Source organism: Mycobacterium sp. AMU20-3851, from assembly GCF_043974665.1.
In the GTDB taxonomy this organism is placed as follows: domain Bacteria; phylum Actinomycetota; class Actinomycetes; order Mycobacteriales; family Mycobacteriaceae; genus Mycobacterium.
In genome coordinates this window covers 2,180,326-2,202,237 of record NZ_CP146371.1, presented here as the reverse complement: position 1 = coordinate 2,202,237, position 21,912 = coordinate 2,180,326, and the positions used below count along the sequence as shown (strand labels likewise).

The following is a 21,912-nucleotide window of genomic DNA, read 5'->3' as shown; positions in this document are numbered from 1 at the left end:
CAGATCTTTTCTGGAATCATTCCAAATTAAGTTGTTCTCTTCGCTGCTCGTCCTGCTGGCTCAGCAGCCGGGCATAGCCGGCGCCCATCCCCAACAGGACCAACCCGACCACGATGAACACCGCCACCCGGAAGATGCCGTCGAGAGTGCCCAGATCGAACAGGAACAGTTTGGCCACCGCCGCCGTCACCCACGCCATCCCGCCGCCGAGGGGCACCGACCGGTCCGCCCGATCCAGCCTCGCCGCGGACCAGAACAGCCACGCCGCCAACATGATCCAGCAGATGGTGGCCGCCATGTGGCCGGCCAAAAAGCCGCCTCCGGTACCACCGATCAGGACGCCCGCGGTCACGGTGAACACCGTTACCGCGTAACCGATCACCACCGCGGCGGCGGCGATCAGCAGCCGCCCGGTGTCCGCGTCGCCGCGGCGGCTCAGCGCCCAGGCCTGCGCCAGCGCGTAGAGCGTCAGCAGCACGCTGGACACCAGCACCGAAACGGCTTCCGGGTTCGCCAGGACGGTCGGTGACGTCAATGTCCGCGGGGATGCCAGCGCGAGGTAGTAGGTCCCGCCGACGGCCCCGAAGGCCAGTGCCGCGCACTGCGCCGGGACGCTGTGCCGACCGGCGACGGCCACCACGACCGCCAGCGCCAGCAGCATCGGGCCGGCCACCTCGCCGTCGAAGGCGACGGTGACCGCGACCAGTGCGGCGACCGCGGCCAGCGCCGACCAGACCTGCCGGACACCGGGTGTCACACCCGGCCATCGCCCGGCCGACAACACGACGGCCAGCACGGCCGCTGCCATTGCCGCGATGGTCATCGCGGCGGGCGCCCGGCCGACGGCCGCGGACACCCCGAGCACGGGCGCCGCCCCCGCCGCCGCGAGCAGCGCGAGACCCGTGCGATGGGTGGAGTGCGGCAGCAGGACGAATGCCGAACCGATCGACAGCAGTGCCGCGATGGCGGCCGCTGCGGCCAGCCAGGGGCGGTGGTCGGACCCGAACGCCGCGGCGAGCAGGGCCAGTAGCACCGGCCCGCTGCCGGCCGCGACCCGCGCGGCGAACAGCGCGGTCCAGTCCCGGCCCAGTTGCACCGGCAGGGTGACCGCCGAGAGGGCCAGCATGAAACCGACCAGGAGCAGCGTGATGTCGCCGGTGACCACCGGTGCGAGGACGGTCAGCGGCACCAGCACCAGCAGACCGAGATGTTCGGAGTTCCAGCGCCGGGCCAGTGTCAGTCCACCGCCGGCAATCACCGCCGAGATCGATAGCCCGGCCACCGGAGGCACCCACGCGTAGATGGTCGTGACCGCGATGACATCTATATAGGCGGCGGCGATCCCGGTGGCGGCCAGCGCGATGGCGCCGACCCGCCCGCCTGGGCGGGTGACCAGTCGCAGGGCAACCCCGACGAGCCCGCCGGCGAGCACCGCACCGGCGAACACCCGGATGGGCGGGGCCAGCAGGCCGGCCTGGGCGGCGAGTACCACGAGCAGGACAACACCGATCAGCGTCACTGCGACACCCGCCGCGGCCAACGCCTTGCCGATCCAGTTCTGCGGGGGCTGGTCCGGGCGCTGCGCGGAGGCCGCCTGGGGCTGGGCCGCCGAATGCACGGGAGCGGGCTGGGCCGCGGGCTGGGGGTACTGGGCCTGTGGGTACGGGGCCTGCGGGTACTGGGCTTGCGGGTACTGGGAGTAGTAGTACTGCGCGTACTGCTGGTATTGCGCCCCGGTCCAGGCCGGCTGCACCGGGGCCGGGCCGGTGACCGGTGGTGTGGCCTGCATGGTGCCGGCCAGTTGCGTCAATTCGGCCGACGCCCGGGTCATCATCTGTGACAGCGTCACGAACTCCGCGGACAGCCGCGCGAGCACCTGCTGAGGTTCGGTCATGGGCTCATCGTCGCGTATCGGGATGCCCGAGGAGATGAGTAGGACTACTCGACTATCTGACCATCTACTGGTCGAGTCCGTGCTCGATGGCGTACCGGGTCGCCTCGACCCGGTTGGCGACCTGAAGCTTGCGGAAGGTGGCCTGCACGTGATTCTCCACCGTGCGGTGGCTCAGCGACAGCCGCTGCGCAATCTGCTTGGCGGTCAGGCCCTTCGCGACGTGACGCAGGATCTCGGTCTCCCGATCGGTCAGGCTCGGCACGGCCGAGGTGCCGGAGTCGGCGTCCCGGCCGGTCCGGGCGATCCGCCGGTACTCCCCCAGAACCAGTCCGGCCAGCCCGGGTGTGAAGACCGCCCGTCCCGCGGCCGTCGCCCGAACCGCTTCGCTCAGTTCGGTTTTCGAGGCGCTCTTGACGAGATAGCCGGTCGCGCCGGCCTTCACCGCCTCCAGCACGTCGGCGCGCTCGTCGGACGCCGAGAGCACCAGCACCCGCGAGGACGGGGAGACCGCCAGCACTTCCACGGTGGCCTCGGCCCCGGTCCCGTCGGACAGCTGCATGTCCATCACCACGACGGCGGGCCGCACCACCTCGGCCCGGCGGCGGGCGGCGGCCACCCCGTCCGCGGTGGCCACCACGTCGAAACCGGCCTCGGCGAGATCCCGGGCCACCGCATCGCGCCAGATCGGGTGATCGTCGACCACCATCACGGTGGTCATCGCGTCCCTCGCGGCACCGTCAGCTCCCATTCGGTGCCCCCGCCCACCGAGGTGGTCAGCTCGGCCCGGCCACCGAGCGCCGCCATCCGGCCTCGAATCGATTTGCTCACGCCCACCCGTCCCTCGCCGACCGCCTCTTCCAGTCTGCCCGGCGGGATTCCGGGCCCGTCATCGCGGATGCTCACCACGACCTCGTCACCCAGATCCTCCAACAGCACATAGGCGCGCGCCCCCGCACCGGCATGGCGTTCGACGTTGGTCAGCGCGTTGATCGTGGCGGCCTCGACTTCCGCGGCCACCCGGGGATCGAGGTGAACCGCGTCGGCCGGCACGCTCACCGATACCCGGTCGGTGGCGTGCCGGCGCAACAGCAATCCGAGATCGCTGTCGGCGGCCGCCGGTTCGGTCTCCACGGCACTGAGCAGCCGCCGCAACGCGCGCTCCTGCTCGCCGGCCGCCTCAGCCAAATGAGCTGTCTCGCCACCGATCTCGCGGCCCCGGCGGGCGACCATCGCCAGCACCTGCAGCACGCCGTCGTGGACATGCCGGGACAGCCGCTCCCGCTCGGCCAGCACCGCACCGAGCCGGGCCGCCCGTTCCACCTCGGCGTGCGCCCGGCGCGCGGTGTTGGCTGCCATGCCGATGGCCAGGCCGACGCTCAGCTCGATGAGGATGGTCGGACTGCGCACCAGATCCACGGCGATCGCGCCCTTGAGCGCGGCGGCGGTCGCCATCACCGCCAGCCCCATGCCCATCCCGGCCACCGGCCCGGCCAAGACCGCCGCCGACACCACCGCGTTGGTCGCCCACAGCGTGGTGGGCCACGACTGGTTGGCCAGTGTCCACTGCGGTGACGCGACCAGTACGGTGCTGCCCATCAGCGCGATGACCAGCGCGGCCTCGGCCAGCACCCAGGCCCGCCGGCGGCCGAACCCCAACAGGTAGGCCGCCCCGCACGCCGCGGTACCCACGGTGAGCACCCCGAACAACACCCAGCCCAGCACCGGGCGATCGAGCTCGGCGTTCTTCGACACCTGGAAGTACAGCGCGTAGATCCAGCTGAGCAGCCGAAAGACCTGCGCGGCCCGCCACAACGGCGCCACCGGGTCGACCGGTTGTTGCGTGCGCACCGCCCTACATCACCTTGGACAGAAAGGCTTTCGTCCGCTCGTGCTGCGGGTTGGACATCATCTCGCGCGGGTCGCCGCTCTCGACGATCACGCCGCCGTCCATGAACACCAGCTTGTCGGCCACCTCGCGGGCGAACCCCATCTCGTGGGTGACCACCACCATCGTCATCCCCTCGGCGGCAAGCTTCTTCATCACCGCGAGCACCTCGCCGACCAGTTCGGGGTCCAGCGCCGAGGTCGGCTCGTCGAACAGCATCAGCTTGGGGTTCATCGCGAGTGCCCGGGCGATCGCGACCCGCTGCTGCTGCCCACCGGACAGTTGCGCCGGATACGCGCCGGCCTTGTCCGCCAGTCCGACCTGGGTCAGCAGGTCCATGGCCCGCTCGGTCGCCTGCTTCTTGTTGACGCCCTTCACCTGGATCGGGGCCTCGACCACATTGCCCAGCGCGGTCCGGTGCGGGAACAGGTTGAAGTGCTGGAACACCATCCCGACGTCGCGGCGCTGCTTGGCCACGTCGCGCGGCTTCATCTCGTGCAGCTTGCCGCCCCGCTCGTGGTAGCCGACCAGGGCCCCGTCGACGTAGAGCCGTCCCGCGGTGACTGTCTCCAGGTGGTTGATGCAGCGCAGGAACGTCGACTTGCCGGAACCCGACGGCCCGACGAGCACCAGCACCTGTCCTTTCCGGACGTCCAGCGTGACGCCCTTGAGCACCTTGAGCGGGCCGAAGTTCTTACAGACCAGCTCGGCCTTGATCATCGGGTGATCAGCGTTGTCGGACATCACACACCCGTACCCATCTGGGCCTTCGCCAGCGCCTCGAGTTGTTTGGGGCTCAGCTTGCGCGACGCGCCCCTGGCGAAGTACCGCTCCAGGTAGAACTGACCGACCATCAGGATGCTGGTGATGATCAGGTACCAGGTGGCGGCGACCAGCAGCAACGGCACCGGCTCGAAGATCCGCGCGGCGATCTCACGGGTGGCGATGCTGTACAGATCCAGGGCATAGGGCACGGCCGTCACCAGCGAGGTGGTCTTCAACAGGCTGATGACCTCATTGCCGGTCGGCGGGATGATGACGCGCATCGCCTGGGGCAGCACCGTACGGCGCATCGCCAGACCCCACGACATACCGAGTGCGGTCGAGGCCTCCAGCTGGCCCTCCGGCACGGAGGTGATGCCCGCCCGGACGATCTCGGCCATGTAGGCGGCCTCGTTGAGCGCCAGGCCGATGACGGCCAGTGCGAACGGGAACGACAGGTTCTGCAGATCGAAGTGCAGCAGCGACGGACCGAACGGCACACCGAGCGCAATGTTCTGGTAGATCGTCGGGATCAATCCCCAGAACGCAAGCTGGACGTACACCGGTGTGCCACGGAAGATCCAGAGGAACACCCAGGCCACCGCGCTGAGCACCGGATTCTCTGACAGTCGCATCACGGTCAGCACGACGCCGAGCACGATGCCGATGACCATCGAGTAGACGGTCAGTTGGAGTGTGTTGAACACCCCGAGCAGAATCCGTTCGTGGAACATGTATTCCGCGAATGTCGACCACCCGTAGGCCGGGTTGGTGGCCGCCCCGTACAGGAACAGTCCGACCAGGACGATGATGACAGTCGCCGCCACCCACCGCCAGGGATGTCGCAGCGGAACCGCATCGATCGTCTGCGGGCTGCTCGATCCTGGCGAGGGCTGCGGTGACGAACCGGCGTCACTCATTGATGCTGCGATCTCCTACGAGACCGCGCCGTTGATCACCGGTTTGTCGATCATGCCTTCTTCAAGACCCCAGTTCGCCGCGATCTCCTTGTACTTGCCCGTGTCGATCAGGTGCTGCAGGGCCTGCACCAGCGACTGTGCCAGCGGTGAATTCTTCTCGACCGGCCAACCGTAAGGCGCGGAATCAAAGGTCTCACCGGCCTGCTCGAGCTTTCCGTTGGTCTGCTTGATCGCGTACAGCGTCACCGGGGAGTCCGCGGACATGGCGTCGGCCTGCCCGAGCACAACGGCGTTGGTGGCCGCGTCCTGGCTGTCGAACGGGATGATCGTGATGCCGGGCTTGCCCTCATCGACGCACTTCTTGCTGCGGGCCGGCAGTTCTTCGGTTTCCTGGACCGTGGTGGCCTGCACCGCGACCCGCTTACCGCAGGCATTCTCGGGGTCGATGTCACCACCGGCCGGCTGCGCCCACAAGGTGCCAGCGGAGAAGTAGGTGACGAAGTCGACCTGCTGCTCACGCTCCTTGCTGTCGGTGAAGGAGGACATGCCGACGTTGAACGTGCCGCCCTGGATGGACGGGATGATCTTGGCGAAGTCGGACTCGCGGTATTCCGGTGCCAGACCGAGGGTCCCGGCGATGGCGTTCATCAGGTCGACGTCGAAGCCGACGATCTTGCCGCTCTCATCCTTGAACTCGTTGGGGGCGTACGGAATGTTCACACCCACGATGAGTTTGCCAGAGGACTTGATCGCCTCGGGCACGGTATTGGCGATGGCCTCGACCTTCTCGGCGGATGCAGCGGTGGGGCTCGTCGTCGGCTCCGCGCTATCGGTGTTGCTCGAGCAGCCGGCCGCGAGCAGGGCTCCGCTCGCCGCGAAGGCCGCTGCCAGACGCCACGTCCTGCTCCGGCGGTTCTTACATCCAGCTGACACGGTTGCCTCTTTCTCGTGGGATCGGGCGTCATCCACCGTCACGTCCGTCATCTTCAAACCGAGATGACGATAGTGACCCTGGATCAAGCGCGCACTGTCGTAATCGAAGATTAACGACGTTCTGATCACGGTGTGTCGATATCGCCCAGTGGCATTTGACGCTGTGGGACACTTCGCGCATGACGACTTTCGCTCCCCCAAGCCTGTTGCCCCAGCTGTGGAAATCCACATTGATCTCGGGCGTTTTGGCGGTGGCACTCGGCATCGCGGTGTTGGTATGGCCGGGTAAGACCATCCTGGTGACGGCGATCTTCTTCGGCGCCTACCTCCTGGTCACCGGAATCGCCCAGATCGTGCTCGCCTTCAGCCTGAAGGTGGCCAAAGGTGGTCGGGTGCTGCTGTTCATCAGCGGTGCCGCCTCCGTGGTTCTCGGGGCGCTGGCGCTCATCCGGATCACCGACGCGGTGCTGCTGCTGGCCATTTGGATCGGCGTGGGCTTCATCTTCCGCGGGGTGGGCACCGCGGTCTCGGCGATCAGCGATCCGACGCTGCCCGGACGGGCGTGGAACATCATCGTCGGCGTCATCAGCCTGATCGCGGGCATCATCGTGCTCGCCGCGCCGTTCGAGTCGCTCGGCACCCTGGCCCTGGTCGGCGGGTTCTGCCTGATCTTCATCGGTGTCTCGGAAATCATCACCGCGTTCGGCATCCGGTCCGCGGCCAAGAAGGTGTCCTCCGCCGCCTCGGCACCGGTGGCCGGGGATCCGACCGATCCGCCGACTCCCCCGGTGGCCGCACCCGCCAGCTGAGTAATTCGCGCCACGATTTCTGGGCTGCGGACAGGAGGACTACTACACTCTGTCGTAGTTGAGCAATGAGGCTCTGCCCGCATCCCAGGAACTGGTGCACATGGACGCTCTGGATGTCGCACGGTGGCAATTCGGAATCACCACCGTCTACCACTTCATCTTCGTGCCGCTCACCATCGGTCTGGCCCCGCTCATAGCGGTGTTCCAGACCCTGTGGGTGGTCACCGACAACACGGCGTGGTATCGGCTCACCCGCTTTTTCGGCAAGCTGTTCCTGATCAACTTCGCCCTCGGCGTGGCCACCGGCATCGTCCAGGAGTTCCAGTTCGGCATGAACTGGAGCGAGTACTCCCGGTTCGTCGGTGACGTCTTCGGCGCACCGCTGGCCATGGAGGGCCTGGTCGCGTTCTTCTTCGAATCGACCTTCCTGGGGCTGTGGATCTTCGGCTGGACCCGGCTGCCCAAACTGGTGCACCTGGCCTGCATCTGGATCGTCGCGTTCGCGGTCAACGCCTCGGCGTACTTCATCATCGCCGCGAACTCGTTCATGCAGCATCCGGTCGGCGCGCGGTACAACCCGGAGACCGGGCGCGCCGAGCTGACCAGCATCACCGAACTGTTCACCAACAACACTGCGCTGGCCGCCTTTCCGCATGCGGTGGCCGGGGCATTCCTGGTGGCCGGAACGTTCGTGGCGGGCATCTGTTCCTGGTGGATGGTCCGCGACCCGGACAACCCGGACGCGGCCACCATGCACCGGCCGGCCACCATCCTGGGTTGCATCATCGCCTTCGTCGCCGCCGGCGCGCTGGCCTGGACCGGTGACGTGCAGGGCAAGCTGATGTTCCAACAGCAACCCATGAAGATGGCGTCCGCGGAATCGCTGTGCCACACCGAAACCGATCCCGACTTCTCCGTGCTGACCGTCGGCACGCACAACAACTGCGACAGCGTCACCCACCTCATCGAGGTGCCCTATGTGCTGCCGTTCCTGGCCGAGGGCAAGTTCAGCGGTGTCGAACTGCAGGGTGTGCAGGATCTCCAAGCGGAGTACGAGCAGAAATTCGGACCCGGCGACTACCGGCCCAACCTGTTCGTCACCTACTGGTCGTTCCGCGCGATGATCGGCTTCCTGGCGGTGCCAATGCTTTTCGCCATGGCCGCACTGTGGCTCACCCGCGGCGGCCGGATACCCCGGCAGCGCTGGTTCGCCTTATTTGCGCTGGCCACCCTGCCCACGCCCTTCCTGGCCAACAGTGCCGGCTGGGTGTTCACCGAGATGGGCCGCCAGCCATGGGTGGTCGCACCCAACCCGACCGGTGATCCGGTACTGCGGCTCACCGTTTCGCAGGGGGTCTCGAACCACTCCGCGGGCATGGTGCTGATGTCGCTGATCATCTTCACCGCGATCTACGCGGTGCTTGCGGTGATCTGGTTCTGGCTCATCCGTCGCTACGTCGTGGAGGGCCCGCTGGAGCACGACACCGAACCCATCCCTCCGGCACCACCCGGCGAGGACGAGGTCAAACCGCTCTCGTTCGCGTATTAGGAGGCGCGCCATGGACCTTCAACTCTTCTGGTTCGTCACATTGGCCGTCCTCTTCGTCGGCTTCCTGGTACTGGAGGGCTTCGACTTCGGCGTCGGCATGCTGATGTGGTTCTTCGGCCGCAGCGCCGCACGGGTCGCACAGGGTGATCCGCCACGAGACCCGGAAAAGCACCGCCGTGCCGCGCTGAACACCATCGGCCCGGTGTGGGATGGCAACGAGGTCTGGTTGATCACCGCGGGCGGCGCCATGTTCGCGGCGTTCCCCGGCATGTACGCCACCCTGTTCTCCGGCCTCTACCTCCCGCTGCTGGCCATCCTGGTGGCCATGATCGTGCGGGTCTGCGCCATCGAATGGCGCGGAAAGGTCGACGACCCGGTCTGGCGGCGGCGGGCCGACATCGCCATCGCGGTCGGGTCCTGGGTGCCCGCGGTGCTCTGGGGGGTCACGTTCGCCGCGCTGCTGCGCGGGCTGCCCGTCGACGCCGATCACCAGATCGCGCTCCGCGTCGGTGATGTGCTCAACCCGTACACGATTCTGGGTGGCCTCGCCACGTGCGGATTGTTCCTGTTGCACGGTGCGGTGTTCCTGGCTCTGAAAACCGAAGGCGCCGTCCGCTCCGATGCGCGTCGCTACGCGATCCGGCTGGCGGTGCCGGTGACCGTGGTGCTGGCCGTCTTCGGTCTGTGGACCCAACTGGCGCACGGTAACGACTGGACCTGGCTGGTCCTCGGTTTCGCGGTGGTGGCCCAGCTGACCGCGGTGATGCTGGTGCTCGCCGACGCCGGGGACGGATTCGCCTTCGCATCCACCACCGCCGTCGTCATCGCCGTGGTGACCCTGGTGTTCGGCTGCCTGTACCCCGACCTCATCCCGTCCACGCTAGACCCGGCCTGGAGCCTGACCATCGAGAACGCATCGTCCTCGCCGTACACCCTCAAGATCATGACCTGGGCGGCGCTGGTGGTCACTCCCCTGGTTCTGGTGTACCAGGGCTGGACGTACTGGGTTTTCCGGCAACGCATCTCGGCCGAGCGGATACCTGATCCGGCGGGTTTGTCACCGCGGATACCGTGAATTGGCACTCGTCGCCGGGCATGCGCCGCTATCTCGGCGCGGCGGTGCTGTGCGGTGCGGTGATCAGCGCGGCGACGGTGGCCGGTGCCGTCGTGCTCGCGCGTGTGGTCGCCGGGGTGATCACCGATCCGGCCACCCGCACCCTCGGCTACTGGAGTACCGAACTGATCGGCCTGGCCGTGCTGTGGGCGGTCCGGGCTCTCGCCCAATGGATGCAGGCCGGCCTGAGCCAGCGGGCAGCCACCAGACTGATCGGTGATCTGTCCGCGCAGGTCCTGCGGGCGGTGACGACGCTGCCGCCGCACCGGTTGCACGGTGTGCGCGACGAGGCCACCGTGGTCGTCACGCGCGGCCTGGACGGGTTACGCCCCTACTTCACCGGTTACCTGCCCGCGGTGATCCTGGCCGGGATCCTCACTCCGGCAACGGTGGTCGTGATCGCCGCGACGGATCTGCAGTCCGCGGCCGTGGTGGCCGTCGCGCTGCCGCTCATCCCGTTGTTCATGGTGCTCATCGGCAAGCTGACCGCGGACCGGTCCGCGGCGGCGCTGACCGCCATGACCACGCTGCAGTCCCGGCTGTTGGACCTGGTGGCCGGAATTCCGACCTTGCGGGCTCTGGGCCGTGCGGCCGGGCCCGCCGGTCGTATCGCCGAACTGAGTGCCGCGCACCGTCGTTCGGCAATGCAGACGTTGCGCATCGCCTTCCTGTCCGCCGCGGTGCTGGAGTTGATCGCCACCCTGGGCGTGGCGATGGTCGCGGTGAGTGTGGGCCTGCGTCTGGTCTTCGGTGAGATGAGTCTGGTCGCGGGATTGACCGCGCTGCTGCTGGCCCCGGAGGTGTTCTGGCCACTGCGCCGGGTGGGCGTGCAATTTCACGCCGCCCAGGACGGCAAGGCAGCCGCCGATGCCGCACTGCACCTGTTGGACGCCGAACCGGCGCCGACCGGCGGGACCGCGCTTCCCGCCGAGCGTGGCATCACCATCCGGCTGGAGGACCTGTCGGTCGCCGGCCGGGACGGCAACGCGCCCGATGCGCTGACCGCCGATATCGCCCCCGGACGGGTGAGTGTGCTCACCGGGCCCAACGGAGCCGGCAAGAGCACTGCCGTGGCCGCCATCCTGGGACTGGCGGCACCGAGTTCGGGCCGGATCCGCATCGACGGGCGCGACCTCGACGAGATCGATCTGGCGCTGTGGTGGCGGCGCGTCGCGTGGTTGCCACAGCGCCCCGTGCTGCTACCCGGCACGGTGCGCAGCAACCTGGAACTGTTCGGCCCGCTGACCGATATGGACGACGCCTGCCGCGCTTCGGGATTCGATTCGGTGCTGGCCAACCTGGCGGGTGGCCTGGACGAAGTCATCGGGCGGGGCGGGACCGGCCTGTCACTGGGCCAGCGTCAGCGCCTCGGCCTGGCGCGGGCACTCGGCTCCGGGGCGCCGGTGCTGTTGCTCGACGAACCGACCGCGCATCTCGATGAGGCAGCGGAAGCCCATGTGCTGGACGCAATCTCGGCACGGGCCCGGGCGGGCGCCACCGTGCTGGTCATCGGCCACCGCGCGCCGGTGCTCCGCATCGGCGACACCGTGGTGACACTGGGAGCCGCACATGCCGTTCGGTGAGGTGTGGAGACTGTTGCAGCCCCGGGTTCCCCGACTGCTGCTTGCGGTGGCCTTCGGAGTGCTTGCCCTCGGCAGTGCACTGGCGCTGGCCACGGTCGCCGCTTGGCTGATCAGCCGGGCGTGGCAGATGCCGCCCGTGCTCGATCTGACGGTGGCGGTGGTGGCCGTCCGCGCGCTCGGCATCTCCCGCGGCGTGTTCAGCTACTGTGAACGGCTTGCGGTGCACGACACCGCGTTACGCGCCGCCGGGCAGGCTCGGGTGGGCCTGTACCGACGCCTGACCGAGGTCCCGCCGGAGACGGCGCTGCGTCTGCACAGCGGGGACCTGGTTGCCCGGGTCGGCGCCTCGGTGGATGATCTGGCCGATGTGCTGGTGCGTGCGGTCGTGCCGATCTGCGTGGCCACGGTGTTGTCCGGGGCCGCCGTCGTCATCATCGCGCTGATCTCGCCGCCGGCCGCCCTGATCCTCGCGCTCTGCCTGTTGGTGGCCGGCGTGGCCGCCCCGTGGTTGGCGGGCCGGGCCGCCGCCGCGACCGAAATGCTGGCAGCCCGACACCGCAGCGCCCGTGACACCGCCACCCTGCTGGCCCTCGAGCACGCCGCCGAATTGCGGGTGGCCGGTCGACTGGAGCGGGTCATCACCGAATCCGTGGCCGAGCACCGCGATCTGGGCCACGCGCAAGACCGTGCCGCGGCGCCGGCCGCGGCCGCGGGTGCGGTTTCGACCGTCGCGACGGGTGTTTCGGTTCTCGGGGCCGTCCTCGTCGGAATCATGGTCTCCGGCCACACCAGCCCGATGTCGCTGGCCATTCTGATGCTGGTGCCGTTGTCGGCGTTCGAGGCGACCGCCGCACTGCCCGGCGCGGCCGCGCAGCTGGTGCGTTCGCGCATCGCCGCCCGCAGACTCACCGACCTCACCGAGACGGCCCCGCCGAGGTCTCGGCCGGCGATGCCACCGGTGCGGCTGCAGCCGGGCGACCGGGTGGCCGTCCTGGGCCCGAGCGGCTGCGGAAAGACCACCCTGCTGATGAACCTGTCCACCGAGCACGCCGCCGACACCGGCAACCACGAGAAGCCGGTCACCGCAGCGTTCTTCGCCGAGGATGCGCATCTGTTCGACACCACGGTGCGGGACAACCTGCTGGTCGGCCGGGGGGATGCGACCGACGCGGAGTTGACCGAGGCGCTCGAGGCCGTCGGGTTGGGTGAATGGTGCGCCGCGCTGCCCGACGGGCTGTCGACCATGCTGCGCGGCGGGGCGGCGGCGGTGTCGGCAGGTCAGCGCCGACGGCTGCTGCTGGCCCGCGCGCTGATCTCCGATTTCCCGGTGGTGCTGCTGGACGAACCGACCGAGCATCTCGACGCCGACGACAGTGACCGGCTGCTCACCGCACTGCTGACCCCGGGCGCGCTGTTCGCCGCCGACCGGACCGTCGTGGTGGCCACCCACCATCTGCCGCCCGGCCTGCACTGTACCGAGATCCGCCTCGAAGACCGAGCCGCCGGCGCGCGGGTAACCTCACCGCCATGAGTTCCCCTGGTCCGTACCCGGTGCCGCCGCCGTACTACGCCGGGTACCCGGTGCCCCCGTCGGGGCCGCGTAACGGGCTGGGCAGCGCGGCGCTGATAGTCGCCGTGCTGGCATTGGTGTTCTCCTGGAGCGTCATCGGCGGCATCGCCGGCGGTGCGCTCGCGGTGGTGCTCGGCGCCGCCGGGCGTGGCCGGGCCCGGCGCGGTGAGGCGGACAACGTCCCCATCGCCAACGCCGGGATCGGTCTGGGCGCACTCGCAGTCGTCGTCGGAGCGGCCTTCGTCCCGATCTGGATCGCATTCCTGTCCGAGGCCGGGATGGGCGACTACATCGACTGCATGCAGCGGGCCGGCACCGATCGCCCGGCACAGGTGCAGTGCGAGAACACCTTTCGCGAGCGCGTCCAGCAGGACTACGGTCTGCCCGATGGCCTGTCCGGGCGTTAACGGCCCGGGAAGTACTTGACGATGCCCTCCTGGACCACGGTCGCCACGGCCTCGCCGGCCTGGTTGAAGAAATGCCCCGACCCCAGCCCGCGGGAATCGGCGGCCACCGGCGACGAGGTCGAGTAGAGCACCCACTCGTCGAAGCGGACCGGCCGGTGGAACCACACCGAGTGGTTCATGGTGACCGCGAAGATCCGGTCGAATCCCCAGGACAGGCCGTGCGTGGTGATGATCGAGTCGAGCACCGTGGTGTCCGAGGAGTACACCAGCGCCGCGGCATGCAGCACCGGGTCCTCGGGCATCGGGCCGTCGGCGGTCAGCCACACCCGGTTGTGCTCGAGTCGGCCGCCCTTGTCCCGCATCACCCAGGCCGGGTCGTTGGTGTAGCGCCACTGGATGGGCCGCAGCGCGCTGACGAAGTGCGGCACCGTCTCCTCGTAGCCCACCAGCAGTTCGTCGATGGTGGGCAGCGAGTCGGGTGCCGGCACCTGCGGCGCGGGGAGATTGTGTTCCAGCCCGCGGCCGCCGGCGAGATGGGAGACCAGTGCGGTGCCCAGCAACACACCGTCCTGGGTGACGTCGACCCGCCGGTTGGCGAACCGGCGCTCGTCGCGTAGCCGGACCACCTGGAACTCCAGGTCCCTGTCCGGGTCGCCGCCGGCGATGAAATGCATCGACAGGGTGCTCGGCGGCAGCTTTTCGCTCACCGTGCGGCTCGCGGCGACGAACGCCTGCGCCATCATCTGGCCGCCGAAGGTGCGGACCGGGTTCCGGCTCGGGTGCGTTCCGGTGAACGCATCCTCGCCCACCCGGGTCAGGTCGAGAACCGTCAGCAGTTCCTTCAGATGCTCCGCCGACAACGTTGTCCCCCGGTCCGCCCCGCAGGGCTAGTGGTCGTCCTCCCCGATCCGGTGCACGTGGATCAGGTTGGTCGAGCCTACTGTGCCGGGAGGCGCACCCGCGACGATGACCACCAGGTCCCCGCGCTTGTAGCGGCCCAGTTCCAGCAGCGACTTGTCCACCTGGCGGATCATGCCGTCGGTGGTGTCCATCTTGCCGACGATGAACGTCTCGGTGCCCCAGGTGAGCGACAGCTGGCTGCGGACCTCGGGCAGCGCGGTGAACGCCAGCAGCGGCAGCGGCGTGTGCAGCCGGGCCAGCCGGCGCACGGTGTCGCCGGACTGGGTGAACGCCACCAGGGCCTTGGCCTCCAGTCGCTCGCCGATGTCGCGGGCGGCGTAGGAGATGACGCCCCGCTTGGTGCGCGGCACGTGGGTCAGCGGCGGAGCCTCTGTGGACACCGCCTCGACGGCGCTGACGATGCGCGCCATGGTGCGCACCGCCTCCAGCGCGAACTTGCCCACCGACGTCTCACCGGAGAGCATCACCGCATCGGCGCCGTCGAGCACCGCATTGGCCACGTCGGAGGCCTCCGCGCGGGTGGGGCGGGAATTCTCGATCATCGATTCGAGCATCTGGGTGGCCACGATGACGGGCTTGGCGTTCTCGCGGGCCATCTGGATGGCGCGCTTCTGCACCAGCGGTACCTCTTCGAGCGGGAGCTCGACGCCGAGATCGCCGCGGGCCACCATGATCGCGTCGAAGGCCAGCACGATGGCCTCGAGGTTCTCGATGGCCTCCGGCTTCTCCAGCTTGGCGATCACCGGCACCCGGCGCCCCACCCGGTCCATCACCTCGTGGACGAGTTCCACGTCGGCGGGCGAGCGGACGAAGGACAACGCCACCAGGTCCACGCCGAGTTTCAGCGCGAACTCCAGGTCCTCGATGTCCTTCTCCGACAATGCCGGCGCCGAGACGTTCATCCCGGGCAGCGACATGCCCTTGTTGTTGCTGACCTTGCCGCCCTCGGTGACGGTGCAGACCACGTCGTCGCCGTCGATGTGTTCGACGACCAATCCGACGTTGCCGTCGTCGACCAGCACCCGGTCACCGGGCTTGGCGTCCTGGGCCAGCCGCTTGTAGGTGGTGCCAACACGGTCGTGGCTGCCGAGGCAGTCCTCGACGGTGATGCGGATCGTCTCGCCGTTCTCCCAGACCGTCGGCCCGTCGGCGAAACGGCCCAGCCGGATCTTGGGTCCCTGCAGGTCGGCGAGCACGCCCACGGCATGGCCGGTGGCGTTGGACGCCGCCCGCACCCGCTGGTAGGACTCCTCGTGGTCGGCGTACTCACCGTGGCTGAAGTTCAGTCGTGCTACATCCATTCCGGCCTCGACCAGGGCCCGCACCGATTCATCGGTGGAGGTCGCCGGGCCGAGCGTACAGACGATTTTTCCGCGTCTATTCACGTCTCACGAGCATAGTCGTTAATCGATTCAGATGACGGCCAGAGGTAGCGCGCCGGGCCGGACCGGCGCCGGCAGCTCCGACTCCCCCATCAGGTAGGCGTCCACCGCGTGCGCGGCGCTGCGCCCCTCCGCGATGGCCCACACGATCAGCGAGGCGCCGCGGTGGGCGTCCCCGCAGACGAACACGCCAGGCTCCTCGGTCTGCCAGTCCGAGCCACAGGACAGCGTGCCGCGGCCGTTCAGCTTCAGCCCCAGCCCGTCCAGCAGCGGCATGTGCTCGACGCCCTCGAAACCGATCGCGAGCAGGGCGAGATCGCAGGGGATCTCGATCGGCTCGCCGACCGGCTGGATGTGGCGCCGGCCGAACTCGTCGCGTTCCACCTTGACCTCGGCGATCTGCATGGCCCGCAGCTTCCCGGTGGTGCCGTCCGGTCCGTCACCGATGAACCGCTGCACGGCCACTTCGAAGCGCCGTGCCCCGCCCTCGGCGTGTGCCGGTGAGGTACGCAGCAGCAGCGGCCAGGTGGGCCACGGGGACACCGAGTCGTCCCGGGTCTCCGGCGGCTCCGGGTTGTAGTCCAGCTGGGTCACCGACAGCGCGCCCTGCCGGTGCGCGGTCCCCAGGCAGTCCGCGCCGGTGTCGCCGCCACCGATGATCACCACATGCTTTCCGGCTGCGGTCAATTCGGCGGGACCGTCGCCCTCGCACTCCTTGTTGGCCGGCACCAGGTGCTCCATCGCCAGGTGGACACCGTCGAGGTGTCGGCCCTCGACGTCGTTGTCCCGGCCGCGCAGCGCGCCGACGGCCAGCACGATCGCGTCGTGCTGGGCGCGCAGCGCCTCGATGGACAGGTCGACCCCGACCTCACACTCGATGACGAATCGGGTTCCCTCGGCCCGCATCTGCGCCAACCGCTGGTCCAGCGTCGCCTTCTCCAGCTTGTACTCCGGGATGCCGTACCGCATCAGCCCGCCGATGCGGTTGTCCCGTTCGTACACGGTGACGTGGTGCCCGGCCCGGGTCAGCTGCTGGGCTGCGGCCAGCCCGGCCGGACCCGAACCCACCACCGCCACACTGCGACCCGAGGCGATGGCGGCGGGCTGGGGCTCCACCGATCCGGTCGCCCACGCATGGTCGGCGATGGTCTGCTCGATGCGCTTGATCGTGACGCTGCCGCCGGTGGTCTCCTCGGCGATGGACAGCACACAGGCCGCCTCGCACGGCGCCGGGCACAACCGGCCGGTGAACTCCGGGAAGTTGTTGGTGGCGTGCAGCCGGTCGATGGCGGCGTCCCACCGGCCACGCCGCACCAGGTCGTTCCACTCCGGGATCAGATTGCCCAGCGGGCAACCCGCCGAACCCGAGTGGCAGAACGGGATCCCGCAGTCCATGCAGCGTCGGGCCTGCTGGGACACCTCACCGGCCCGGGCCCGGGGGTCCCGGCTCTCGTACACCTCACGCCAGTCCCCGATGCGTTCGTCCACCGGCCGCTTGGCGGCCTCCACCTTGGGAACCCTCAAGAATCCGTTCGGATCAGCCACGGCTGGCCTCCATGATCGCGGTATCGACATCGCGCCCTTCGGCTTTCGCCATCCGGGTGGCGCGTAGCACCCGTTCGTAGTCGGTGGGCATGATCTTGGTGAACTGGGCGCTGCGCCGTGGCCAGTCGGCCAGCAGCGAGCTCGCCACGGTGCTGCCGGTGACCTGCGCGTGCCGCGCCACCACATCGTGCAGCCAGCTGAGGTCCTCGGCCTCCAGCCGCTGCAGCTCCACCATCTCGGTGTTCACCTTCGCCGGGTCGAGGCCGAGCACGAACGCGATACCGCCGGACATCCCGGCGGCCATGTTGCGTCCGGTGCCCCCGAGTACGACCACCCGACCGCCGGTCATGTACTCACAGGCGTGATCGCCGACACCCTCGACGACGGCCAGCGCGCCGGAGTTACGGGCGCAGAACCGTTCTCCGACCCGGCCGCGCAGGAAGACCTCCCCGGCGGTGGCACCGAACACCAGGGTGTTGCCGGCGATGACGTTGTCCTCGGGCAGGAACAGCACATCGTCGGGTGGGCGCACGATCACGCGTCCACCCGAAAGGCCCTTGCCGACATAGTCGTTGGCGTCACCGATCAGATCGAGGGTGATACCGCGGGGCAGGAAGGCGCCAAGTGACTGGCCGGCCGATCCGGTCAGTGTCACGTGGATGGTGTCGTCCGGCAGTCCGGAGGACCCGTAGCGGCGGGTCACCTCCGAACCCAGCAGCGTGCCCACCGTGCGGTTGACGTTGCGCACCGGCAACTCCAGCCGCACCGGGTGGGCATCCTCGAGCGCACCCTCTGCCAGCGCCACCAGCGTCCGGTCCAGTGCCTCGGCCAGACCGTGGTCCTGTTCGCGCACCCGGCGACGCTGGGTCGGTTCGGCGCCGTGTGCGTCGGTGGGCACCGCGAAGATGGGGCTGAGGTCGAGGCCTTGACTCTTCCAGTGCGCGACACCGGCCGCGGTGTCCAGCAGATCGGCGTGCCCGATCGCCTCGTCGAGGCTGCGGAAACCCAACTCGGCGAGCATCTTCCGGATGTCCTCGGCGATGAACTGGAAGAAGTTCTGCACGAACTCCGGCTTGCCGTTGAAGCGGGCCCGCAGTTCCGGGTTCTGGGTGGCCACTCCGACCGGGCAGGTGTCCAGATGACACACCCGCATCATGATGCAGCCCGCCACCACCAGCGGCGCGGTCGCGAAACCGTACTCCTCGGCCCCGAGCAGCGCGGCCACCATCACGTCCCGCGCGGTGCGCAGACCGCCGTCGCACTGCACGGTGATGCGGTCCCGCAGTCCGTTGAGGACCAACGTCTGCTGGGTGTCGGCCAGCCCGATCTCCCACGGGGCCCCGGCATGTTTGAGGCTGGTCAGCGGCGCCGCACCGGTGCCCCCGTCGGAACCGGAGATCAGCACCACGTCGGCGTGCGCCTTGGAGACGCCCGCCGCGACCGTGCCCACGCCCACCGAGCTGACCAGCTTGACGTGGATGCGGGCCTGGTCGTTGGCGTTCTTCAGATCGTGGATCAACTGGGCCAGATCCTCGATCGAGTAGATGTCGTGGTGCGGCGGCGGCGAGACCAGACCCACGCCCGGGGTGGAATGCCGCGCCTTAGCGATGTTCGGATACACCTTGTACCCCGGAAGCTGACCGCCCTCACCGGGTTTGGCGCCCTGGGCCATCTTGATCTGGATGTCGGTGGCGTTCACCAGGTAGTCGCTGGTGACACCGAACCGCCCGGAGGCGACCTGCTTGACCGCGCTGCGCCGCTTCGGGTCATAGAGCCGGTCGGTTTCCTCGCCGCCCTCACCGGAGTTGGACCGGGCCCCGAGGCGGTTCATGGCGATGGCCATCGTCTCGTGTGCCTCGGCCGAGATCGAGCCGTAGCTCATCGCACCGGTGTTGAACCGGGTGACGATGGCGTCCGCGGACTCCACCTCCTCCAGCGGCACCGGGGGGCGCACCCCCTGCTTGAACTCGAACAGGCCGCGCAACGCACCGCCCTCCCGGGACAGCCGGTTGACTTCCTCGGAGTATTGAGCGAACACCTCGCTGCGCCCGGTCCGCGTCGCATGCTGCAGCAGGAACACGACTTCCGGTGTGAACAGGTGTAGTTCGCCGTCGCGGCGGAACTGGTATTCGCCGCCGACCGAGAGCCGCCGGTGCGCCCGCTCGGTCGGGTTCTCCGGGTACGCGCGGCGATGCCGGAACCGGACCTCTTCGGCGAGCACATCGAGGCCGACCCCGCCGAGCTGCATGGGGGTGCCGGTGAAGTACTGGTCGATGACGCTGCGGTCCAGCCCGATCGCCTCGAATGCCTGCGCGCCGGTGTAGGAGGACACCGTCGAGATGCCCATCTTGCTCATCACCTTCATGACGCCCTTGCCGAGCGCCTTGAGGTAGTTCCGCACCGCGGTGGACGCCTCGATCCCGGTGAGTTCACCCTCGCGGATCAGATCCTCGATCGATTCGAAGGCCAGGTAGGGGTTGACCGCGGCCGCGCCGAAGCCGATCAGCATCGCGATGTGGTGCACCTCGCGGGCGTCGCCGGATTCCACCACCAGCCCGACGCTGGTGCGTTGTTTGGTGTCGACCAGATGGTGGTGCACCGCGGAGACGGCCAGCAGCGACGGGATAGGGGCCCGGGTGTGGTCCGAGTCTCGGTCCGAAAGTACCAGCGTGCGAGCGCCTTTCGCGATTGCCTCGCCGGCGCGGATGCACAACTCCTCCAACGCCTCGGCCAGACCCTCGCCACCGCGCTCGACGTCGTAGAGCGCGCGCAGCACCGCGGTGCGCAGTCCGGGCTGCTCACCGTCGTCGTTGATGTGCACGAGCTTGTTCAGATCGTCGTTGTCGAGAACCGGCCAGCCCAGCCGGATCTGGCGACACGAGGCTGCGGAAGGTTCCAGGAGATTTTCTTCGGGACCCATCACCCGGGCCATGGAGGTGACCACGGCTTCCCGGATGGCATCCAGTGGCGGATTGGTGACCTGCGCGAACAGCTCGACGAAGTAGTCGTAGAGCAGCCGGGACCGCTTGGACAGCACCGCGATCGGGGTGTCGGTGCCCATCGAGCCCAGCGGCTCGCTCCCGGAGGCCGCCATCGGCGTCAGCAGGACCCGCAACTCCTCCTCGGTGTACCCGAACGCCACCTGCCGGCGCACCACGGATTCGTGATTGGGTTGCACCCGCGCGCGATCCGGCAGCGTCTTGAGGTCGAGCAGCCCCGAGTGCAGCCATTCGCCGTAAGCGTGCGCATTGGCGAGGTCGTCCTTGATCTCATCGTCGGGGATGACGCGGTGCGCGGCCGTATCGACGAGGAACATCTTGCCGGGCTCGAGGCGCCCCTTGGCGACCACCTCGGCGCTGGGCACGTCCAGCACGCCGCTCTCACTGGCCAGGATGATGCGGTTGTCGATGGTGCGCCACCAGCGGCCGGGGCGTAATCCGTTGCGGTCCAAGACCGCACCCACCACGGTGCCGTCGGTGAACGTGACGCAGGCCGGGCCGTCCCACGGCTCCATCAGCGATGCGTGGTACTGCCAGAACGCCCGGCGAGCCGGATCCATCGTGGTGTTGTTCTCCCACGCCTCCGGGATCATCATCAGGACCGCATGCGGCAGGCTGCGCCCACCGAGGTGCAGCAGCTCGAGCACCTGGTCGAAGGATGCCGAGTCCGAACCGTCACGCGGGCAGATCGGCGAAAGTCGGCTCAGGTCACCGGGAATGAGTTCGCTGGCGAGTTTGGCCTCGCGGGCGTGCATCCGGTTCCGGTTACCCCGAACGGTGTTGATCTCGCCGTTGTGCGCGACGAACCGGAACGGGTGGGCCAGCGGCCAGGACGGGAAGGTGTTGGTGGAGAACCGGCTGTGCACGATCGCGATGGCGCTCATACACCGCTCGTCGCGCAGATCGGTGAAGAACTGCGGCAGCTGCATCGTGGTGAGCATGCCCTTGTAGGCGATGGTCCGGCTGGACAGGGTCGGGAAGTAGACGCCGAGAGTCTCGTCCTCGGCGGTCTCGGCCCGCTTGCGCAACGGATACACCCGGCGGTCGAGGTCGACACCGCCGCAGCGTTCGGGCGCGGCGACGAACAGCTGGGCGAAATACGGCATGCAGCCCAGGGCCGTGGCGCCCACGTCGGCACCGTCCGGGTCGATCGGAAGGGCGCGCCAGCCAAGGATTTCCAGGTCCTCCTCGGCGGCGATGGCCTCGATGCGTGCGCAGGCAGCGGACCGGTTGTCCTCGTCCTGCGGCAGGAAGCAGATGCCGGCCGCGTAGGTGTTCAACCCGTCGGCGGTGGGGGCGGGCAGGTCGAAGTCGACGGCAGCGGCGAACAGTTCGACCGGAAGCTGCAGAAGGATCCCGGCACCGTCACCGCTGGTGATCTCGGCGCCGGCCGCGCCGCGGTGCTCCAGGTGCTCCAGGGCGGTGAGGCCGTCCACCACGATGCTGTGCGAGCGACGGCCCAAGATATCGGCGATCATGGCGACACCGCATGAATCCGACTCGTTGTCCGGGTCGTAGAGCCCTTGGGCGTTGGGAAGTGCCGAGAACAGCAAGCGAATCTACCTCCGCAGTCTCCGTACTGATGTGTGGAGGGACTGCACCGGCCCGAAACGCCACTATATCAGCGCGTCCGCGCAGG

Annotated in this window: 16 protein-coding genes; 6 read left to right on the top strand and 10 right to left on the bottom strand. The window is 68.7% G+C overall.

Annotated features, from left to right (window positions below):
- Positions 1-16 precede the first annotated feature (16 nt).
- From V4U86_RS10580 to V4U86_RS10555, 6 genes are all read right to left on the bottom strand, one after another.
- Positions 17-1,894, bottom strand: coding sequence for a DUF2339 domain-containing protein (locus V4U86_RS10580; RefSeq protein WP_395311180.1), 1,878 nt, complete (start codon positions 1,892-1,894; stop codon positions 17-19).
- A 64-nt stretch (positions 1,895-1,958) separates the two neighbouring features.
- Positions 1,959-2,612: a response regulator gene (locus tag V4U86_RS10575; protein ID WP_395311179.1), complete on the bottom strand. Its 654-nt coding sequence runs from the start codon at positions 2,610-2,612 to the stop codon at positions 1,959-1,961.
- Positions 2,609-3,742: a MacS family sensor histidine kinase gene (gene macS, locus V4U86_RS10570; RefSeq protein ID WP_395311178.1), complete on the bottom strand. Its 1,134-nt coding sequence runs from the start codon at positions 3,740-3,742 to the stop codon at positions 2,609-2,611. Before macS ends, V4U86_RS10575 begins: the two co-directional genes overlap by 4 nt.
- A 4-nt stretch (positions 3,743-3,746) precedes the next feature.
- Positions 3,747-4,499 (bottom strand): amino acid ABC transporter ATP-binding protein, encoded by a 753-nt coding sequence (locus tag V4U86_RS10565; protein WP_395311998.1) that lies wholly within the window; start codon positions 4,497-4,499, stop codon positions 3,747-3,749.
- A 23-nt stretch (positions 4,500-4,522) separates the two neighbouring features.
- The gene (locus V4U86_RS10560; protein ID WP_395311177.1) at positions 4,523-5,461 is read right to left on the bottom strand and encodes an amino acid ABC transporter permease; all 939 of its coding nucleotides are present in this window, start codon (positions 5,459-5,461) and stop codon (positions 4,523-4,525) included.
- Positions 5,462-5,476: 15 nt separating this feature from the next.
- On the bottom strand, positions 5,477-6,445 hold the full coding sequence (locus tag V4U86_RS10555; protein WP_395311997.1) for an ABC transporter substrate-binding protein: 969 nt from the start codon (positions 6,443-6,445) through the stop codon (positions 5,477-5,479).
- A 128-nt stretch (positions 6,446-6,573) separates the two neighbouring features.
- Between V4U86_RS10555 and V4U86_RS10550 the strand changes: the two genes are divergently transcribed.
- From V4U86_RS10550 to V4U86_RS10525, 6 genes are all read left to right on the top strand, one after another.
- Complete coding sequence (locus tag V4U86_RS10550) at positions 6,574-7,203, top strand: HdeD family acid-resistance protein (protein ID WP_395311176.1); 630 nt, start codon at positions 6,574-6,576, stop codon at positions 7,201-7,203.
- 100 nt (positions 7,204-7,303) lie between these two features.
- Positions 7,304-8,752 (top strand): cytochrome ubiquinol oxidase subunit I, encoded by a 1,449-nt coding sequence (locus tag V4U86_RS10545; protein WP_395311996.1) that lies wholly within the window; start codon positions 7,304-7,306, stop codon positions 8,750-8,752.
- 10 nt (positions 8,753-8,762) lie between these two features.
- Positions 8,763-9,827 carry a cytochrome d ubiquinol oxidase subunit II gene (gene cydB / locus V4U86_RS10540; RefSeq protein WP_395311175.1) on the top strand — a complete coding sequence of 355 codons (1,065 nt, stop codon included), beginning with the start codon at positions 8,763-8,765 and terminating at the stop codon, positions 9,825-9,827.
- Between the two features lie 20 nt (positions 9,828-9,847).
- Positions 9,848-11,449 (top strand): thiol reductant ABC exporter subunit CydD, encoded by a 1,602-nt coding sequence (gene cydD, locus V4U86_RS10535; protein WP_395311995.1) that lies wholly within the window; start codon positions 9,848-9,850, stop codon positions 11,447-11,449.
- Positions 11,436-12,980: an ATP-binding cassette domain-containing protein gene (locus V4U86_RS10530; RefSeq protein WP_395311174.1), complete on the top strand. Its 1,545-nt coding sequence runs from the start codon at positions 11,436-11,438 to the stop codon at positions 12,978-12,980. The genes cydD and V4U86_RS10530 overlap by 14 nt, the downstream gene beginning before the upstream one ends.
- Positions 12,977-13,426 carry a DUF4190 domain-containing protein gene (locus V4U86_RS10525; RefSeq protein WP_395311173.1) on the top strand — a complete coding sequence of 150 codons (450 nt, stop codon included), beginning with the start codon at positions 12,977-12,979 and terminating at the stop codon, positions 13,424-13,426. Before V4U86_RS10530 ends, V4U86_RS10525 begins: the two co-directional genes overlap by 4 nt.
- Here the strand turns inward: V4U86_RS10525 and V4U86_RS10520 are convergent.
- Genes V4U86_RS10520 through gltB form a run of 4 tightly spaced genes read right to left on the bottom strand, consistent with a single transcriptional unit; the run spans position 13,423 to position 21,826 of the window.
- Entirely contained in the window at positions 13,423-14,286 is an 864-nt protein-coding gene (locus tag V4U86_RS10520) for an acyl-CoA thioesterase II (protein WP_395311172.1), read from the bottom strand. The two genes, V4U86_RS10525 and V4U86_RS10520, sit on opposite strands and share 4 nt — an antisense overlap.
- Before the next feature lie 27 nt (positions 14,287-14,313).
- A complete protein-coding gene (gene pyk / locus V4U86_RS10515; protein ID WP_395311171.1) occupies positions 14,314-15,732 on the bottom strand; it encodes a pyruvate kinase in 1,419 nt (472 codons plus the stop codon).
- 27 nt (positions 15,733-15,759) lie between these two features.
- Entirely contained in the window at positions 15,760-17,274 is a 1,515-nt protein-coding gene (locus V4U86_RS10510) for a glutamate synthase subunit beta (protein WP_395311170.1), read from the bottom strand.
- Entirely contained in the window at positions 17,267-21,826 is a 4,560-nt protein-coding gene (gene gltB, locus V4U86_RS10505; protein ID WP_395311169.1) for a glutamate synthase large subunit, read from the bottom strand. The genes V4U86_RS10510 and gltB overlap by 8 nt, the downstream gene beginning before the upstream one ends.
- Positions 21,827-21,912: the final 86 nt, after the last annotated feature.

What these genes read in the sequence shown, in the direction of transcription:
- V4U86_RS10545 (WP_395311996.1), top strand. Translation starts at nt 7,304, where the DNA reads ATGGACGCTCTGGATGTCGCACGGTGGCAATTCGGAATCACCACCGTC.
- cydB (WP_395311175.1), top strand. Translation starts at nt 8,763, where the DNA reads ATGGACCTTCAACTCTTCTGGTTCGTCACATTGGCCGTCCTCTTCGTC.
- V4U86_RS10525 (WP_395311173.1), top strand. Translation starts at nt 12,977, where the DNA reads ATGAGTTCCCCTGGTCCGTACCCGGTGCCGCCGCCGTACTACGCCGGG.
- V4U86_RS10580 (WP_395311180.1), bottom strand. Translation starts at nt 1,894, where the DNA reads ATGACCGAACCTCAGCAGGTGCTCGCGCGGCTGTCCGCGGAGTTCGTG.
- V4U86_RS10560 (WP_395311177.1), bottom strand. Translation starts at nt 5,461, where the DNA reads ATGAGTGACGCCGGTTCGTCACCGCAGCCCTCGCCAGGATCGAGCAGC.
- V4U86_RS10550 (WP_395311176.1), top strand. Translation starts at nt 6,574, where the DNA reads ATGACGACTTTCGCTCCCCCAAGCCTGTTGCCCCAGCTGTGGAAATCC.
- V4U86_RS10575 (WP_395311179.1), bottom strand. Translation starts at nt 2,612, where the DNA reads ATGACCACCGTGATGGTGGTCGACGATCACCCGATCTGGCGCGATGCG.
- V4U86_RS10555 (WP_395311997.1), bottom strand. Translation starts at nt 6,445, where the DNA reads ATGACGGACGTGACGGTGGATGACGCCCGATCCCACGAGAAAGAGGCA.
- cydD (WP_395311995.1), top strand. Translation starts at nt 9,848, where the DNA reads ATGCGCCGCTATCTCGGCGCGGCGGTGCTGTGCGGTGCGGTGATCAGC.
- V4U86_RS10565 (WP_395311998.1), bottom strand. Translation starts at nt 4,499, where the DNA reads ATGATCAAGGCCGAGCTGGTCTGTAAGAACTTCGGCCCGCTCAAGGTG.
- V4U86_RS10530 (WP_395311174.1), top strand. Translation starts at nt 11,436, where the DNA reads ATGCCGTTCGGTGAGGTGTGGAGACTGTTGCAGCCCCGGGTTCCCCGA.